This is a genomic window from Flavobacterium aquiphilum, assembly GCF_027111335.1.
Lineage (GTDB): Bacteria > Bacteroidota > Bacteroidia > Flavobacteriales > Flavobacteriaceae > Flavobacterium > Flavobacterium aquiphilum.
In genome coordinates, this window is record NZ_CP114288.1 from 382505 (window position 1) to 399963 (window position 17459).

The 17459-nt window shown below is 37.5% G+C and carries 14 protein-coding genes; 9 read left to right on the forward strand and 5 right to left on the reverse strand.

Features of this window, described 5'->3' with window-relative positions; genetic code table 11:
* The first annotated feature begins 65 nt into the window (after window positions 1-65).
* The 6 genes from OZP12_RS01435 to OZP12_RS01460 all read left to right on the forward strand — a co-directional run bounded on the left by OZP12_RS01435 (window position 66) and on the right by OZP12_RS01460 (window position 5180).
* Window positions 66-1013 (forward strand): DMT family transporter, encoded by a 948-nt coding sequence (locus OZP12_RS01435; protein ID WP_281227277.1) that lies wholly within the window; start codon window positions 66-68, stop codon window positions 1011-1013.
* A gap of 110 nt (window positions 1014-1123) precedes the next feature.
* On the forward strand, window positions 1124-1801 hold the full coding sequence (locus OZP12_RS01440) for an SCO family protein (protein WP_281227278.1): 678 nt from the start codon (window positions 1124-1126) through the stop codon (window positions 1799-1801).
* A gap of 71 nt (window positions 1802-1872) precedes the next feature.
* Window positions 1873-2109, forward strand: a complete 237-nt coding sequence (locus tag OZP12_RS01445) for a FeoA family protein (protein ID WP_281227279.1) — start codon at window positions 1873-1875, stop codon at window positions 2107-2109.
* 2 nt (window positions 2110-2111) lie between these two features.
* Window positions 2112-4211: a ferrous iron transport protein B gene (feoB, locus tag OZP12_RS01450; protein ID WP_281227280.1), complete on the forward strand. Its 2100-nt coding sequence runs from the start codon at window positions 2112-2114 to the stop codon at window positions 4209-4211.
* Between the two features lie 6 nt (window positions 4212-4217).
* Entirely contained in the window at window positions 4218-4340 is a 123-nt protein-coding gene (locus tag OZP12_RS01455; RefSeq protein ID WP_281227281.1) for a FeoB-associated Cys-rich membrane protein, read from the forward strand.
* 345 nt (window positions 4341-4685) lie between these two features.
* Complete coding sequence (locus OZP12_RS01460) at window positions 4686-5180, forward strand: YybH family protein (protein ID WP_281227282.1); 495 nt, start codon at window positions 4686-4688, stop codon at window positions 5178-5180.
* A 288-nt stretch (window positions 5181-5468) separates the two neighbouring features.
* On the opposite strand, the gene OZP12_RS01465 is transcribed toward OZP12_RS01460, so the two are convergent.
* The 3 genes from OZP12_RS01465 to OZP12_RS01475 all read right to left on the reverse strand — a co-directional run bounded on the left by OZP12_RS01465 (window position 5469) and on the right by OZP12_RS01475 (window position 9375).
* Window positions 5469-6560 carry a hypothetical protein gene (locus tag OZP12_RS01465; protein ID WP_281227283.1) on the reverse strand — a complete coding sequence of 364 codons (1092 nt, stop codon included), beginning with the start codon at window positions 6558-6560 and terminating at the stop codon, window positions 5469-5471.
* A gap of 194 nt (window positions 6561-6754) precedes the next feature.
* The gene (locus OZP12_RS01470) at window positions 6755-7408 is read right to left on the reverse strand and encodes a metal-dependent transcriptional regulator (RefSeq protein ID WP_281227284.1); all 654 of its coding nucleotides are present in this window, start codon (window positions 7406-7408) and stop codon (window positions 6755-6757) included.
* An 89-nt stretch (window positions 7409-7497) separates the two neighbouring features.
* Window positions 7498-9375, reverse strand: a complete 1878-nt coding sequence (locus OZP12_RS01475) for an Nramp family divalent metal transporter (protein ID WP_281227285.1) — start codon at window positions 9373-9375, stop codon at window positions 7498-7500.
* Between the two features lie 92 nt (window positions 9376-9467).
* On the opposite strand from OZP12_RS01475, the gene OZP12_RS01480 reads away from it, so the two are divergent.
* The 3 genes from OZP12_RS01480 to OZP12_RS01490 all read left to right on the forward strand — a co-directional run bounded on the left by OZP12_RS01480 (window position 9468) and on the right by OZP12_RS01490 (window position 12850).
* On the forward strand, window positions 9468-11744 hold the full coding sequence (locus OZP12_RS01480) for a TonB-dependent receptor (RefSeq protein WP_281227286.1): 2277 nt from the start codon (window positions 9468-9470) through the stop codon (window positions 11742-11744).
* A 100-nt stretch (window positions 11745-11844) separates the two neighbouring features.
* A complete protein-coding gene (locus OZP12_RS01485; RefSeq protein ID WP_281227287.1) occupies window positions 11845-12309 on the forward strand; it encodes a thioredoxin family protein in 465 nt (154 codons plus the stop codon).
* Window positions 12310-12439: 130 nt separating this feature from the next.
* Entirely contained in the window at window positions 12440-12850 is a 411-nt protein-coding gene (locus OZP12_RS01490) for a BrxA/BrxB family bacilliredoxin (protein WP_281227288.1), read from the forward strand.
* Window positions 12851-12922: 72 nt separating this feature from the next.
* Here the strand turns inward: OZP12_RS01490 and OZP12_RS01495 are convergent, their stop codons facing one another.
* Window positions 12923-14290, reverse strand: coding sequence for an efflux transporter outer membrane subunit (locus OZP12_RS01495; RefSeq protein WP_281227289.1), 1368 nt, complete (start codon window positions 14288-14290; stop codon window positions 12923-12925).
* Complete coding sequence (locus tag OZP12_RS01500; protein WP_281227290.1) at window positions 14280-17453, reverse strand: efflux RND transporter permease subunit; 3174 nt, start codon at window positions 17451-17453, stop codon at window positions 14280-14282. The genes OZP12_RS01495 and OZP12_RS01500 overlap by 11 nt, the downstream gene beginning before the upstream one ends.
* Window positions 17454-17459: the final 6 nt, after the last annotated feature.

Here is a 17459-nt window from a genome sequence, read left to right on the forward strand (position 1 = left end):
AAACTTGTCTTAGTATTTAAAGCCGAAAAAAATAGGCTATGCCTTTATCAAAATAATTTTTAGCATTGAGAACAAAAATACAAACCGCTTTTAAATCAAGAATTAATGCTATTGGGTTGCCCATTTTGGCTTTATGTTGGGTAGGTTTTTTTTGGGGAACCACTTGGATAGCATCCAAAGAAGGGGTAAGACAGATGCCGGGATTGCAACTCGCTGCAACCAGACAGTTTATCGCGGGATTTCTTTATTTATGTTTCTTTATTCTGAAAAAAACACCTTGGCCCAAAGGAAAACAATGGAACACGATCATTATTCTTAGTTTTCTCAATTTTCTTTTAAGCAACGGCCTTAGTACCTGGGGCGTAAAATACATCAGCAGTGGTCTGGGTTCGATCATTGCAGCAATGGTTCCGCTGTGGATTTTACTAATCAAAACGTTTAGTGGTGAACGAATTACCCGCATGGCAGTTTATGGAATTTTAATCTGTTTTGGAGGGGTGTGCTTCATCTTTTCAGAACACCTTCCCGATTTTCTACAACCTGATTTCCGATTTGGAATCTTCATCTCGGTAACTTCGACAATTACCTGGTCTTTTGGTGCTTTATATACCAAGAAAAAAGCCGCTAGTTTTAATCCCTATTTTAGTGTAGGATTACAAATGTTCATTTCAAGTATTTGTATTTATGCGATAATGGGCGTTACGGGAACTAGCATCCCAATCTCTGAAATCCCTACCAATTCCTGGTGGTCAATTGTTTATTTGGTTGTCTTCGGATCGATATTGACATTTGCTGCCTTTGTTTATGCACTGCAAAAACTCCCAACGGAATTGAGTAGCCTTTATGCCTACATGAACCCAATAGTCGCTATTCTTTTGGGAGCTTTTATATTTAATGAACCGCTGAGTATGGAAATTGTCTTTGGCGGAAGCATAACCTTAATTGGTCTTTACATCATTAATTATGCAATGCACAAAAAGAAAGGAAATACTATTCAGATTCCAAAACAGTAAAAGTAAAGTTTCGATTTAAGTTTTTCAGCCCGTGCTATCTATATGCCCGATTTAAACAATAAACCGATATATTAAACAATTAAATCCTATTTTTGCACCAAATTATTTTTATGTTATCTATTTTAAAAAGATACCGAACCTACATTATTGGCTTACTGATTTTTTCTGCCATAACGATTTACCTGTTTTACGGAGCATTGAAACCCGCTAAAACACTGCCGATTTATAATCCTGCTGATGTAAACCCCGAATTGGTGGACAGCACGGTGCAATACGTGAGCAAATACCACACTATTGCCGATTTCTCTTTTGTGAACCAAAACGGAAAAACCGTCACACAAAAAGATTATGAAGGCAAAGTTTATGTAGCCGACTTTTTCTTTACAACCTGCGGTTCGATTTGCCCTAAAATGACAACCAATCTAGTTGATGTTCAAAAAGCGATAAAAAACAATCCAAAAGTAATGTTGCTTTCCCACACCGTTTTTCCGGAAACCGACAGTGTGCCTGCATTAAAAGCGTATGCCAAAAAATACGGAGTTATAGACGGTAAGTGGAATCTAGTAACCGGTGACAAAAAAGAAATCTACACTATGGCCAGAAAATCCTATTTGGCCGTAAAACTTGGAAAACCAGAACAATTATACGACATGGTGCATACCGAAAATTTTATTTTGGTAGATCAAAAACGAAGAGTGCGAGGTTTTTATGACGGAACAAAGAAAGAAGACATCCAACGATTGATCGAAGATATTAACTGGCTTTGCGAGAATGAAAAAAATGAGTAAATCTGATAATAATCAGGTATATTTATAATAAAAGATGTATTTTTGCAATCTTAATTCAATCTAAATAAGCTTTGCAAACAACGATTCATTCTCTCAAAAAAGGTCAAAAGGCCATCATATTGGATTTTGATATCGATATAATTCCATTAAAACTTCTGGAAATGGGCTGTTTACCTGGCAACGAGGTCGAATTACTTCAAATAGCTCCTTTTGGAGATCCTTTATATTTGAACATTAATGGTTCTCATCTTGCCATCCGCATCGAGACCGCCAAACAAATTGAAATAGAACTCATTAACAACAAATAAAAATGAGTTTAAAAAATATCAACGTTGCTTTAATTGGGAATCCGAATGTAGGGAAAACTTCGGTCTTTAATCAACTTACAGGGCTGAACCAACAAGTGGGGAACTATCCCGGAATTACTGTTGAGAAAAAAATGGGTTTTTGCAAACTGCCCAACAATATCAAAGCCAACATCCTTGATTTACCGGGAACCTATAGCCTAAACGCAAGCTCCATTGATGAAAGCGTCGTTATAGAACTTTTGCTAAACAAAAACGACCGTCTCTATCCGGACGTAGCCCTCGTGGTTACCGATGTCGAGAACCTGAAACGAAATTTACTTCTTTATACGCAAATTAAAGACCTTGAAATTCCAACTATTTTGGTCATTAACATGGCTGACAGAATGGAACAAAAAGGAATCAGTCTTGACATTCCTTACCTTGAAGAACATCTGAAAACCAAAATCGCACTGATCAGTTCGAGAAAAGGATACGGAATTGAAGAACTGAAAAACCTCATCATCAGTTACAAAACCATTTCTTCGGAACCTTGCTTGAATGCTTCGGTGATTGACACGGAATATTTCAACAGTCTCCGTCAGGCATTCCCTAACCAATTACTCTATAAATTATGGTTGGTTATAACACAGGATGTTAACTTTTTGAACTTAGAGCGAAACGAAATTCGTAGCACTTTCACAAAATCCCATTCGGATTTAAAACGCTTACAGCAAAAAGAAACCATTAAAAGATATCAATTCATCAATGAAGTCCTAAAGGGAGGTTTGAAAATTGACTCTAGTGTGGCCAAGGATTTTAGAAGCAAACTTGACCGCGTCCTTACACACAAAATATGGGGTTACGTAATATTCTTTGTTATTTTGTTTGTGATTTTTCAGTCTATTTTCCAATGGTCAAAAATTCCGATGGATTTCATAGACAGCACCTTTGCAACACTGAGCACGCTGGCAGCTGAACATTTGCCTAAGGGCATGTTGACCGATTTGATTTCGCAGGGAATAATCCCCGGAATTGGCGGTATTTTGATTTTCATCCCCCAAATTGCCTTTTTATTTTTATTCATTTCGATACTGGAAGAAAGCGGTTATATGAGTCGTGTGGTTTTCCTGATGGACAAAATCATGCGCCGTTTTGGATTGTCGGGTAAAAGTGTGGTTCCCTTGATTTCCGGTACAGCCTGCGCCATTCCGGCCATTATGGCGACACGAAATATCGAAAACTGGAAAGAGCGTTTAATCACAATTCTCGTAACTCCGTTTACAACCTGTTCAGCCCGACTTCCCGTTTATGCCATTATAATCGGATTGGTCATTCCCAACACTTATGTACTGGGAATATTAAACCTTCAGGGATTAACACTGATGTTGCTCTATCTCATCGGTTTTGGAATGGCAATATTTTCAGCCTATATTTTGAATATTGTTCTAAAAGTAAAAGGAAAAACATTCTTTGTGGTCGAAATGCCCAACTATAAATTGCCAATGTTCAAGAACGTTGCCATCAATGTGGTGGAAAAAACAAAAGCTTTTGTTTCTGGCGCCGGAAAAATCATTTTGGCAATATCTATCATTTTATGGTTTTTGGCTTCTTACGGACCGGGAAAACAATTCAAAAACGCCGAACAAATAATATTAGAGAATAATAAAACGAATCCTCTATCCCCAACGGAATTTCAAAACGCTGTTGCTTCGCAAAAACTGGAAAACTCATACATTGGTTTGATGGGAAAAACTATAGAACCGGTAATTTCTCCATTGGGATACGACTGGAAAATAGGTATCGCTATCATCAGTTCGTTTGCGGCGAGAGAAGTATTTGTAGGAACCTTGGCAACTATCTACAGCGTAGGCGGAACCGACAATGAAAACACCATAAAAAACAAAATGGCAGAAGAAATTAATCCGGAAACGGGTCAAAAGATATTCAATTTTGGCACTGGAATTTCTTTGTTGATGTTTTATGCCTTTGCCATGCAATGCGCCAGTACTCTTGCCATAACAAAAAAAGAAACCAACTCTTGGAAATGGCCGGCAACTCAGCTTGTTTTCATGAGTACATTGGCTTATGTCGTAGCTTTAATTGCTTTTCAAATTCTAAAATAGCACATTATGATTCAAGAAATAATTGCATTTAGTATCCTTGTATTAGCATTTGCATTTTTGATTCGAAAATTTTTCTTCAAAAAAAAATCGGATAAAAATTGCGGGAATGGCGATTGCGGCTGCAGTTAATTGAATTTAAATTTCAAAAAGCAATTCTTTCAAAATAATCTTCTTTCAATTTCCTAACAGGTTTCAGCTCTTACTAATAGTAAATTGGAAATTCACAGTAGCTAAAAACTTCTTCAATACAAACTTCCTTCGCTATTTTTTGTCATAAAAAAATACAAATCGCTGTCAGTCCTAGACAAAACGATGTTAAATAAATCAATTTATCGTACAAAAAATCATTCCGTTTTATTTTTTATCTTAAATTTATGTCATTAATTTCCAGCTATTTAATACCTATATTTAAAAATTCATACTGTTTGACAGAATGAGCATCTCAACAAATTAAAAACTTTAAAAATCTATTATATGAAAAAGCAGTTTATTAAAGGGTTAGTTGTATCAGGCGCATTGTTATTATTAATTTCCTGCAAAAAAGAGGAAGCACCGGCTGCCGCAGTTATTGATACTAACCAAATCAAAGAAGAAATTCAAGCCAAAGAAAATGAATTTGCCGAAACATACAACTCGGGGGTAACCAAGGACATCGGTTATCATGCCGATGACGCCATAACCTATCCGCAAAACAGCAAACCGATAATAGGCAAAACCGCAATAGTTGAATTTTTGAAAACCCACAGGGACACTATTTCCAAAGGACGGAAACTCAATTTCAAAACAGAAGACGTATTTGTATCAAAAGACGGCGAACAGGTAGTGGAAATTGGATATTATAAAGTAACCGACTCTACAGATGCAGTTGTGAATTCCGGAAACTATATGAGTTTATTTGTAAAAAGAAACGGCAAATATGTTTGTTTAAGAGATATGAGCACATCGGACATGGATATGCCAAACGAATAAAAATAACACCCCCGCACTGAAAAAGGTTCTCAAAAAATTGTTTTGGGAACCTTTTTTTATTGCTATTCATTTTTATATACCGGATATTTTATTCAAATTACCGCACGCATATTCATCGCACAGACGCACGGAAGTAGAGACGCACGGCAGCGTTTCTACCGCTACGACCACAAATTAAAACAACATTTATTTCTACCACAGGTAATTCATTTTAGAAACAATTTTGCCCAATAAAAAACCCCGACACAACTGCATCAGGGTATATTTTCTTTGAAAAGTACTTCACATTTAACGTCTTCTTCCTCCACCGCCGCTAAATCCGCCACCGCCACCACGGTAACCACCGCCACCGCCACCGGAACGGAAACTTCCACTGTTACTTGCTCTGTTTAAACTAGAACCGGAGCTAGAACGAGAAGAACTCATATTATTGCTTGTCGATGGTCTGGATGAAGAAGACCCTCTGCTCGCATCACGTGTAGAAGCGCTGTTTCTATTACTGGCATCACGAGTTGAAGCACTGTTTCTATTGCCATCCCTTGACGTGTTTCCAATATTGTTATTGTTTCTGCTGTTGTTTATATTGTTTCTGTTACCGCTGTTTATGTTATTATGCGAAACTCTGTTTGAAGTGTTTCTGCTGTTATTATTATAATTATTGTAACTATTATGATTAATATAAACATTACTGTGACCGTAATATCCACCATGATGATGATAATAATGGTTACTTCTATAAATACCAACTGCCATAACAGTGGCAAACCCAAACCAAGGTGGGTAATACCCGTAATAGTAAGGTGGGTAATATGGCACATAAGCCGGTGAATATACATACTGTACGATTGGTGCCTGTTCCACAACTACAGTCGTAGTTTGTGCCGGAACATTTACAGTAACAGGGTTATTTCCTGTATATCCGGGATTTGCAGTAACTCCTTGTCCCGTTGTATTAGGCTCTATAATATAATCTTTGCCATACAAATCTTTGTCTCCAATAATTTGCATAGAAACCTTTTTGTTTTTGTCTTTTGTAACCATGATTACAGCAACGTCTTGGGTTTCTTTTTTGCTTATTGGATCTCTAAGGATAAATGTAAAATTATCTCCATCTTTTTTGGTCTCCACTTTGATAAAATCAACTTTTTTATCATCATTTAAATCCAAATTATTGACTTTTGTTTTTTCATCATTCAATGATTTTTCAAAGTCTTCTATAGTCTTAGATTTTTGAAAAAGATCCAAAACCGCATAAAGATCCAAATTGTCTCCAGGCAAACCTAATTCTTCAGTATCCTTATCTTTATCTGTTTGAGCAAAAGCAGTAGCTCCAATCAAGCTCATTACTATTAATAGAAATGAATAAAAACGTACTTTCATAATACTTTTATTTTAATTTGTAATGTAAATATAGAAAACAAAACTTAATAAATTATGTCTTGATCGCAATATATACGAGATAAATCAAAATTTGTGCCAAATGGGAAATGCCTCATATAACGCCCTTTAGCAAAACTAAATCACAATTGAGTTTCAATATAAGTTCCCCATTCAAAACGAAAGTTCTTTTCGGGCTAAAGCATTTTTACAAACAGATTACTTGCAATTTTATTTGAGATTGCAAATTCGGTTTCGTTTACTTTTATTTTTAAGGATAAATCGAATGCTTCTTTGGACACCACTTCAATTTTGGTACCTAATCTGATTTGTTGTTTGTCAAGGTATTTTAGGAAATCAGGAGAATTATCCTTTACCCCAACGCATATCCCCAATTGATTGGCATGTAATTCGGACAACAATTGTTTTTCAATCGCAATTATTCGACCCTGCGCATCCGGAATTGGATCTCCGTGTGGGTCTTCGGTAGGATTACCAAGAAAATCGTCCAACTTATTAATCAATTTTTCGGATTTGATGTGTTCCAATTGTTCGGCAACATCATGAACTTCATCCCACGAAAAATCAAGTTTATCCACCAAAAAAACTTCCCATAAGCGATGCTTTCTCACAATCATTTTGGCGGCAAGCTTTCCGTTTTCGGTTAAAGAAACTCCTTGGTATTTTTTATAGTTCACCAAATCTTTTTCGGCCAACTTTTTAAGCATGTCGGTTACTGAGGAAGCTTTCGTTTCCATCATTTCGGCAATAGCATTGGTGCTTACTTCGCTATCTAAGTTGGCGGTAAGATGGTATATCGCTTTTAGGTAATTTTCTTCAGAGAAAGTCATTCGATTTTAGATTTTTGATTGCTGATTTTTGATTGCTGATTTTTAATCATCAACCCAAAATCTTAATACTTAATTCTTAGTACTTAATACTATTTTTCTTTTTTTACAATCAGCAAAGGTATCGAAATTTTATGACGCAATTTATCTACGGTTGTGCCAAAAATCAAGTCTTTTAAACCTGTATGTCCGTGGGTTCCCATAACCAAAGTATCAAAATTTTCGGCATTGATTATTTCGGGTATTATCTTTATTGGCTCCCCAAATCCCAATTCGGTTTTTACACGAAAACCTTTTTGCGAAAGCATTTCCTCATATTCTTTCAATAACCTTCTATCAATTAATGTCTCGTGGTCATCAATATCTTCTCCGTAAACCATAGCTCCAACAGTTTCTACCACATGGATCAAAGTATATTCGGCATCCATTCCACCCAATTCAAAAGCACTGTTTAACGCTACTTCATCAGCCGTAGAAAAATCTACGGAAACGGCAATATTTTTTTTGTCATAACTCCCCGATTTAGAAAATTGCAGTTTCAAATGATGTGGCGAATGGTTCTCGATATCATGTTTTGCTTTGGCAATAAAAGGATTGAAAATAATATAAAGCAACAATCCCAAGAAAAAAAGCGCCAAAGGAACCACGGTAAGCCACAGTAATATTGGGTTTTCAGAAGTTTCAAGCCAACCGTTAATTTCGTTATAAACCAATTTTGCGTTCAATGAAACAATAATAGTAGCAATAATCCATGCTGTAATTTGGGTCGTTCTTGAAATATGGAAGCCTTTCATTTTAACTTTGTCACTCACAAAATGAATCAAAGGAATAATCGCAAACCCCAATTGTAAACTCAAAATAACCTGGCTTAAAATCAGCAATTTACCGGTTACGCTTTCGCCATAAATTAAAATCACAATAACAGCAGGAACAATTGCAATCAATCGGGTTAATATTCTTCGAACCCAAGGCTGAATCCTTAAATTCAAATAACCTTCCATCACGATTTGTCCGGCCAATGTTCCGGTAACCGTTGAACTCTGTCCCGCAGCAATTAAGGCAACGGCAAATAAAATTGGTGCCCATTTGGTTCCCAAAAGCGGTTGTAAAAACCGATGTGCATCCTGAATTTCGGCCACTTCAAACATTCCATTTCTATAAAATGTAGCTGCCGCCAAAATCAAAATCGCAGCATTTACAAAAAAGGCCAAATTTAAAGCAATAGTCGAATCCAAGAAATTATATTTCAAAGCTTGCTTGATTCCCTTTGGAGTTCGGTCAAAGTTTCGGGTTTGTACCAAAGACGAATGCAGGTACAAATTATGTGGCATTACCGTAGCCCCAATAATTCCAATCGCAATGTATAATGCTGTTTCATTTGGTATTGACGGAACTAAACCATAAAACACTTTGTCCAATTCCGGTTGCGCAAAAATCATTTCAAAAACAAAAGAAAAACCAATGATTGCAACCAATACAATGATAAAAGCTTCCATCTTTCGGATGCCTTTATTGATTAAAAAGAGCAGTAAAAAAGTGTCCAAAACCGTAATCAAAACCCCTTCGATAAGCGGAATATTAAATAATAAGTTGATTCCGATTGCCATTCCCAAAACTTCGGCAAGGTCACAGGCAGCTATGGCAATCTCAGCCAAAAAGTATAAAATGTAATTTATCGGTCTTGAATACGTCTCTCTTGAAGCTTGCGCCAAATCACGTTGGGTAACGATTCCAAGTCTTGCGCTCAAACTTTGCAACAGCAAAGCCATCAAATTACTCATCAACAAAACCCACAACAAAGAATATCCAAACTGGCTTCCACCGGCAATATCCGTCGCCCAATTTCCGGGATCCATGTAGCCAACACTTACTAAATAGGCTGGGCCAAAAAAGGCAATTATTCTTCTAAAAATGGTGGATTTATCTTGAGTATGGACAGATTGATGGACTTCTTCTAATGATTTGCTCATGACTGAATTTGAATTACTAAGGCAAATATATAAAATTTATTTACGCTGCTTGAATTATTTTTTTAGCTTTGTCTAAAATTTTATTTATAATCATGAAACATTTATTTTTGATAATTATAACATTAATAACTTCAATTACATTCGCACAGGAAACCACAGTTGTAAGCGGAACAATAAAGCATAAATCCAACCCAATTGAAAATGCAACGGTAGAAATAGTTGGAACCAATTTCACCACTCAAACGGACAGCAACGGCAGTTACAGCTTTCAAAATATTACTAAAAGCAACTATAAAATTCAGGTGACTTCAGTAGGTTATAAAACCCAACGAAAAAACATCTCAATACAGTCATCGGCACAAACGCAACTCAACTTTGAACTCATATCAGATGATAACGAACTTAACGAAGTGGTGGTTTCCGGAACTTTAAAAGCGGTAAAACGACTTGAAAGTGCCGTTCCGGTTGAAGTCTATTCGCCTGTTTTCTTCAAAAAAAACCCAACGCCAAGTATTTATGAAGCTTTACAAAACGTAAACGGAGTCAGACCTCAACTCAATTGTGGTGTCTGTAACACCGGGGACATTCACATTAACGGGCTTGAAGGCCCTTATACTTCTGTAATGATTGACGGAATGCCGATTGTAAGCAGTTTATCTACCGTTTATGGATTATCGGGAATTCCGAATTCATTGGTGGAGCGAATCGAAATTGTGAAAGGTCCTGCCTCTTCTTTGTATGGAAGTGAAGCCGTGGGTGGTTTAATCAACATCATCACAAAAAATCCAAACAACGCCCCCATTTTTTCTGCCGATGTGCTTACAACCTCTTGGCTCGAAACCAATGTCGATTTGGGTGGGAAATTCAATATCAAAGGCAGAGCAACTTCGATAGTAGGATTAAATTATTACAACTATGGACAAACCATTGACAACGACCATGACGGATTTACTGATGTTACGGCACAAAACAGAATTTCGGTTTTCAATAAATGGAATTTTAACCGACCTCAAAACCGATTATTTACGGTGGCTGTCCGAGGAATGTACGAAGATCGATGGGGAGGTGATACTCGTTGGGAGAAAAAATACCGCGGTGGAGATGAAATTTACGGGGAAAGCATTTACACCAAAAGAGGGGAATTATTAGGAAATTATCAATTACCTACAACCGAAAAATTAATGCTCTCTTTCTCGGGAACAATGCATTTTCAGGACAGCCGCTACGGAACAACCTCTTATATCGCCAATCAAAAAATTGCTTTTATTCAGCTTACTTGGGACAAAAAAATCCAAAACAACGATCTCTTGACCGGAATCGCTTCGCGTTATACCTACTACGATGACAACACCACCGCAACAGCATTTGTAAACGAAAACAATCCTGAAAAAACATGGCTTCCGGGGATTTTTGCACAAGACGAAATCTCTTTCAAAGAAAAACACAAGATTTTACTTGGCATACGATACGACTACAATTCCATTCACGGAAATATTTTCACGCCACGATTTGCCTACAAAGTAAAATTCAATGACAACAATATTCTCCGATTCAATACTGGAACCGGATTTAGGGTTGTCAATTTATTTACGGAAGATCATGCCGCGCTAACTGGTTCTCGTGAAGTGATTATTGCCGAAAATCTAGACCCCGAAAAATCTGTCAATGCCAATTTGAATTATATCAAGAAAATTTTTCTTAACAACGGCACCTTTTTAGGCATTGAAACCACGGCATTTTACACCCGTTTCAGTAATAAAATTGTATCGGATTACGAAACCGACCCAAACAAAATCATTTACAACAATATCAATGGTTACGCCCTGAGCCAAGGAATCAGTTGCAATACCGACATTAATTTCACCAACGGTCTAAAGTTTATTTTAGGTGCCACCTATATGGATGTTTCCAATGTCGAAAACGGTATCAAAACAAGACCCTTTTTGACCGAAAAATTCACGGCTACTTGGAGTGTTTCGTACAAAATCAATTCGATTGATCTAGGCATAGATTACACCGGAAATTGCTACAGTCCAATGAAATTGCCTTTGCTAAGCGAAACCGACCCAAGAAACCCGAACTCCCCTTGGTACAGCATCCAAAACATCCAATTCACCTATACCGGTTGGAAAAACTTTGAGCTCTACGCCGGAATAAAAAACCTGCTCAACTTTACCCCTAAGCAAAACAATCCATTCCTGATTTCGAGAACTGAAGACCCATTTGACAAAAATGTTCAATACGACGCCAACGGAAAGGTGTTGGTAACCCCCGACAATCCTTATGGTTTGACTTTCGACACCACTTATGTTTATGGCGCCAATCAAGGAATCAGAGGGTTCTTTGGGCTTCGATATAATTTATTTTAAAGAATAGCAATACAAGTTTTTCGCCTCAGATTCACAGAATTTAATGATTATTTTAAACTAAAATCTGTGAATCTATGGCTGAAAATAAAACTTATTTTAAATGAAAAAGTGGATTTACATAACAGCAATTTTCTTTTGGGCAACATCCTCTGTTTTTGCCCAATTAAAAACCTATACTTTTGAGGAAGCCGAAAAACTGTCCAAAGAAAATCCAAAACCATTTGTGGTTTTTGTGCATACTTCTTGGTGCAATTACTGTAAAATGATGGAAAATTCCACTTTCAAAGATCCTGAAATCATTCGGCTATTAAACGCAAATTTTTACTTTGTTCCATTGGATGCCGAAACCAAATCAGCCATTCGTTTCAATAATCACACATTCACATTCAAACCAAACGGTCAAAACACAGGAATCCACGAACTAGCAACCGCGTTGGCAACTATCGATTCCAAAGTCATTTATCCAACAATTACAATTTTACTAGCTGATTATTCAATTGTTTTTCAAAAACATTCTTTCATAAACAGTAAACAATTAATTCTTATTTTGGAAAATGCACGGTAATTTAATTGGCAGTTAAAAAATTTACTAAAACAACAATCAAACTATAACAAAACTTTATAATTCAAATTAAGTTCTTGCGTCTAAACTTTGTAACTTTGCAGTTCAAAAGGTTAAACTTAAAATAAAAAATATGTATCCAGAAGAAATGGTAAAACCAATGCAGGCTGAATTGACAACTGCAGGTTTTCAAGATTTACATAGTGCTGAAGAAGTTAATAATGCAATTAAATCAGAAGGTACGACATTTGTGGTAGTAAATTCTGTTTGTGGTTGTGCCGCAAGAAATGCCCGTCCGGGAGCAGTGATGAGTTTGGAAGGCGCCAAAAAGCCAGATCAATTGATCACCGTTTTTGCAGGAGTTGATAAAGAGGCTGTAAACGCAGCAAGAGAACACATGTTTCCTTTTCCTCCATCTTCTCCAAGCATTGCGTTGTTCAAAAATGGTGAATTGGTTCACATGTTAGAGCGTCACCACATTGAAGGACGTCCGGCTGAAACTATCGCTGAAAACCTTAAAGACGCTTTCAACGAATTTTGCTAAGCATTAAAAGATTTTAAACAAAAAAACCATTCACCGCGGTGAATGGTTTTTTTATATCTATTGGTTAATTTTCTAATTCCAACCGCCCCCAAGAGCTCTGTACAATACTATCATCGAACTCAATTGGTTTTGTGTTAACTCAGAAAGACTCAATTCAGAATCAAATAATGCCTGCTGAACCTGAATTACTTCCAAATACGAAACATAGCCATTATAATATCTCGCTTCGGATAATTCATAGTTTTTTCTGGCCGCTATTACCTGTTTATTTCTAGCAGTCCATTCTTCTTTGTAAGTCCTTACGTTTTGCAAAGCTTGTTCCACTTCAGCAACAGCAACTAGACAGGTTTTTTGATACGAAAGTTTCGATTCTTCGGCAATTTGTCTGTAAACTTCTACTCTTCTTTTATTTTTACCAAAATTAAAAATTGGCCCTGCAACTGATGCGCTTGCATTTTGCAGATAAGAAGAACTATCAAACAGATGGCTTATTTCACTGTTTGCGAAACCCGCTAATGCAGCAATATTAAAAGATGGAAAACGCATTGCTTGTGCGACCCCAATTCTTTCGTTGGAGGCAATATAAGTTCGCTCAGCCTGTTGTACGTCCGGCCTATTTTTTAATACAATTGAAGGGATCGAAACAGGAATATTGTTTGCGACCTGTAATTCCGAAACTGTTTTTCCTCTCTCAATTGGACCTGGAGCCTGTCCGATCAATATCGAGATTTTGTTTTCACGATCGGTAATCAATCGCTGAATAGCAGGAATAGCAGCTTCGGCGATTGCCACCTGTTGCTCAATTTGAACTTTATCCACCTCAGAAACATACCCTTGTTTGAATCTTGCATTGATTATTTCATAGGCTTTTTGTCTGGCTTCCAAAGTTTGTTTGGTAATCAACAACTGATTGTCAAAATCACGAAGCTCAAAATAAGCAACAGCAATATCGCTTACCAAATTTGAAAGAATTACTTTTCGTCCTTCTTCACTAGCTAGCAATTCATTTTGAAGCGCTCTGTTTTCATGGCGTATTTTACCCCAAAAATCCAACTCCCAAGATAGTGTAGCCGATGCATTCGAAGGTAAAAAGGATTTCTTATTACTATTTACCGTTGCACTATATCCTACTGCAGGCAATAAATCGGCTTTACTGTAGCCTAATTCAGCTCTCGTACGTTCAATACGCGCCAAAGCAATTTTCATGTCATAGTTATTTTCCAACCCTTTTTTGATTAGTCCCTTTAGAACCTCATCATTAAAGAGATCAAACCATTTGATATTGACAACGGAGGCCAACGTATCTGCATTTGCAGTTCCATTACGATAATTAGCAGCACTTTGATCTTCCGGTTTTTGGTATTTAGGTCCAACTAAACAACCTACAGGAAGCACTGCAAGAACTACAACAACAACAATTATTTTAAACTTATTCTTCATGATCTGTAGTTTTTGAGTCCGTAATACTTTCAGTTGCTACAACCTCATCTTTCTTTTTTCCGATATTTTCAATCATAACAAATAAACCTGGTACAATTAATACTCCAAGCACTGTAGCAATCAACATACCTGCAAACACAGCCATACCCATTACAATACGGGCTTGTGAACCTGCACCTGTAGCAGTTAATAACGGAACCACTCCAAGGATAAAAGCAAAAGCAGTCATTAAAATAGGTCGGAAACGGAGCTTAGCCGCAACCATCGCCGATTCGTACAGCGGCTTTCCTTTTTCATATTCTTCTTTGGCAAACTCTACGATAAGAATCGCATTCTTGGCTACCAATCCGATTAACAGTACCAATCCAATTTGTGCAAACACGTTGTTTACATAAGCATCACTTCCAAATCTTGCCAAAGCGAGTCCTAAAAATGCCCCAAATACGGCAAAAGGTGCTCCAAGCAATACACTAAAAGGTAGTTTCCAACTTTCGTATTGTGCAGCAAGAATTAAAAACACAAATACCAATGCCATGAAAAACACAGTTCCCCCACCCGGAGAATGTTTCTCCTGATAGGAAAGGTTGATATAATCGTAACTCATATCGGCAGGAAGGGTTTCTTTGGCAACTTCTTCCAAAGCAGCCAAGGCTTGCGCACTACTGTAACCGTCGTTAGGGCTTCCGCCAATCTCAGCCGATCTAAACAAATTCAAACGGTTTGTAAAATCCGGTCCTGCCACTTTTGTAGCAGTTACAAGGGTTGATACAGGAAGCATGCTACCTTCGTTATTCCTTACATAAATATTGTTCAGATTTTCAGGGCTTAATCTGTCCACCGCTTCTCCTTGCAAATACACTTTGTACTGACGTCCAAAACGGTTGAAGTCATTCACATAAGTACCTCCCAAAAAAGCGCCTAATACTTCGGTAACTTTTGAAACAGGAACGCCCAATTTCATCGCTTTTTGATTGTCTATATCCAATTTTATTTGAGGAGTACCGGCGTTGAAAGTCGTATAAATCCTTTTAATCTCTGGACGTTTCTGAGCTGCTGCAATAAACGCCTGAGTTTGTTGTGCAAGATATTGTGGTGGATTACCTCCACGATCCTGTAACATCAAACTAAATCCGGCAGAAGCACCCAAACCCTGAATCGCTGGAGGTCCAAAGGCAAAAGCAGTTGCGTTTGTAATTTGAGTAGATAATTTTTTGTTTAACCGATCTACTAATTGTTTTGCCGTTTCTGCTCTTTCTTCCCATGGTTTTAAAGAGATGAAAATAAACGCGTTATTAGGCTGATACGAGTTGGTAAGCATACTAAATCCGTTAATCGTCGTATAAGATAGTATCGCTTTCTCTTCTTTCAAGAAACTATCCACTTTCTTCGAAACCTCATCTGTTCGCTGAAGGGATGACGCAGGAGGTAAAGCAATATTAATCAATATATAACCTTGGTCTTCTTCAGGTATAAAACCTAATGGGATTTTCTTGCCTAAGAAAACAATTGCGACAATAATTACAGCCAATAAAGCAACAATACGCAATGCTTTTTTGGCAAAAAATGTAGCTCCTCCTAAATACTTTTCTGTTACTTTTTCGAAAATTCTGTTGAAACCCGCAAAAAACTTGGCTAACCATCCTGTTTGCTGATCGACAGGTTTTGTAGGCTTTAATATCATCGCACAGAGCGCAGGACTCAAAGACAAAGCACTAAATGCCGAAAACGCCACCGAGACCGCAATGGTTATCGCAAATTGTTGATAAAAACGACCCGTGATACCCGGTGTCATCGCAACAGGAACAAACACCGCAATCAAAATAAGCGCAATGGCAATTACCGGTCCCGAAACTTCCTTCATCGCCTGAATAGTTGCATCTTTTGGAGATTTACCATGCTCAATATGATGTATTACGGCTTCTACCACCACAATCGCGTCATCCACAACAATACCAATTGCAAGTACCAATCCCAATAAAGACAGAGTATTTATCGAAAAGCCCAACATTGGAAAAACCGCAATGGTTCCGATTAAGGATACTGGCACCGTAATCAATGGAATCAAAGTCGCACGCCAATTTTGGAGGAAAATAAATACCACCAAGATTACCAATATAACCGCTTCAAAAAGCGTGTGAACGATATCATTAACACCCGCTGTAATTGCAAGCGTTGTATCCAATGATTCCTGATAAACAACATCCTTTGGAAACTTTTCGGACATTTTTTTCATAGCCTCTTTGGCAAGAGTGGCCACTTCCAAAGCGTTACTTCCCGGCATTTGGAATACTGTAATTGCTGCTGTAGCATTACCGTTTCTACGGGCATTTGAACTATAATTCTCAGTCCCTAATTCGATTCTGGCGATGTCGCTTAACAATACTTGTGCACCATCTGACTTACTTTTAACCACAATGTTACCAAACTCTTTTTCGGTAACCAAACGGTCTTGAAGCGTAACTCCATAAGTAAAATCGGTTCCTGGTGGAGTAGGCTCAGCGCCAAATTTCCCTCCGGGACTAATCATGTTTTGTGCATTCAAGGCATTTTTTACATCATCAACAGTAATACCAAGTTTGCTCATCATATCGGCTTTCAGCCAAACCCTCATGGAATAATCACTTCCCCCGAAAAGAGAAACCTCTCCAACCCCTTTAATACGTGCCAATTGATCCACAATGTTGATGTTGGCGTAGTTATTCAGGAATTTCGAATCGTATTTAGGATTTGTGGAAGTCAGCGTAAACAACATCATCGGGAACGATAATGATTTTTTAACCACCACACCTTGTTGTTTTACACTCGAAGGCATAAACGGAGCCGACTGCGCCTGACGGTTTTGGGTAAGCATGTTGGCGTTATCCAAATTGGTTCCTACATCAAAAGTCACTTCAATTGTACAAGCCCCATCAGATGTATTTGTAGATTTTATGTAAAGCATTTGCTCAACACCGTTAACCTTTTGCTCAATTGGAGTGGCAACAGCTTGCTCAACGTTTAAAGCATTAGCTCCTGTAAATGAGGTAGTAATTTTTACAACCGGCGGATTGATATCCGGATACTGAGATACTGGTGTTTTTTGTAGTGCTAGTAACCCAAGTATCACAATGATGATACTGATTACCATAGCCACAATTGGTCTTCTAACGAAAAATTCTCCCATAATAAT

Coding starts and splice junctions, on each gene's coding strand:
- OZP12_RS01440 (WP_281227278.1), top strand. CDS start 1,124: ATGTTATCTATTTTAAAAAGATACCGAACCTACATTATTGGCTTACTG.
- feoB (WP_281227280.1), top strand. CDS start 2,112: ATGAGTTTAAAAAATATCAACGTTGCTTTAATTGGGAATCCGAATGTA.
- OZP12_RS01455 (WP_281227281.1), top strand. CDS start 4,218: ATGATTCAAGAAATAATTGCATTTAGTATCCTTGTATTAGCATTTGCA.
- OZP12_RS01460 (WP_281227282.1), top strand. CDS start 4,686: ATGAAAAAGCAGTTTATTAAAGGGTTAGTTGTATCAGGCGCATTGTTA.
- OZP12_RS01465 (WP_281227283.1), bottom strand. CDS start 6,560: ATGAAAGTACGTTTTTATTCATTTCTATTAATAGTAATGAGCTTGATT.
- OZP12_RS01470 (WP_281227284.1), bottom strand. CDS start 7,408: ATGACTTTCTCTGAAGAAAATTACCTAAAAGCGATATACCATCTTACC.
- OZP12_RS01475 (WP_281227285.1), bottom strand. CDS start 9,375: ATGAGCAAATCATTAGAAGAAGTCCATCAATCTGTCCATACTCAAGAT.
- OZP12_RS01480 (WP_281227286.1), top strand. CDS start 9,468: ATGAAACATTTATTTTTGATAATTATAACATTAATAACTTCAATTACA.
- OZP12_RS01485 (WP_281227287.1), top strand. CDS start 11,845: ATGAAAAAGTGGATTTACATAACAGCAATTTTCTTTTGGGCAACATCC.
- OZP12_RS01490 (WP_281227288.1), top strand. CDS start 12,440: ATGTATCCAGAAGAAATGGTAAAACCAATGCAGGCTGAATTGACAACT.
- OZP12_RS01495 (WP_281227289.1), bottom strand. CDS start 14,290: ATGAAGAATAAGTTTAAAATAATTGTTGTTGTTGTAGTTCTTGCAGTG.
- OZP12_RS01500 (WP_281227290.1), bottom strand. CDS start 17,453: ATGGGAGAATTTTTCGTTAGAAGACCAATTGTGGCTATGGTAATCAGT.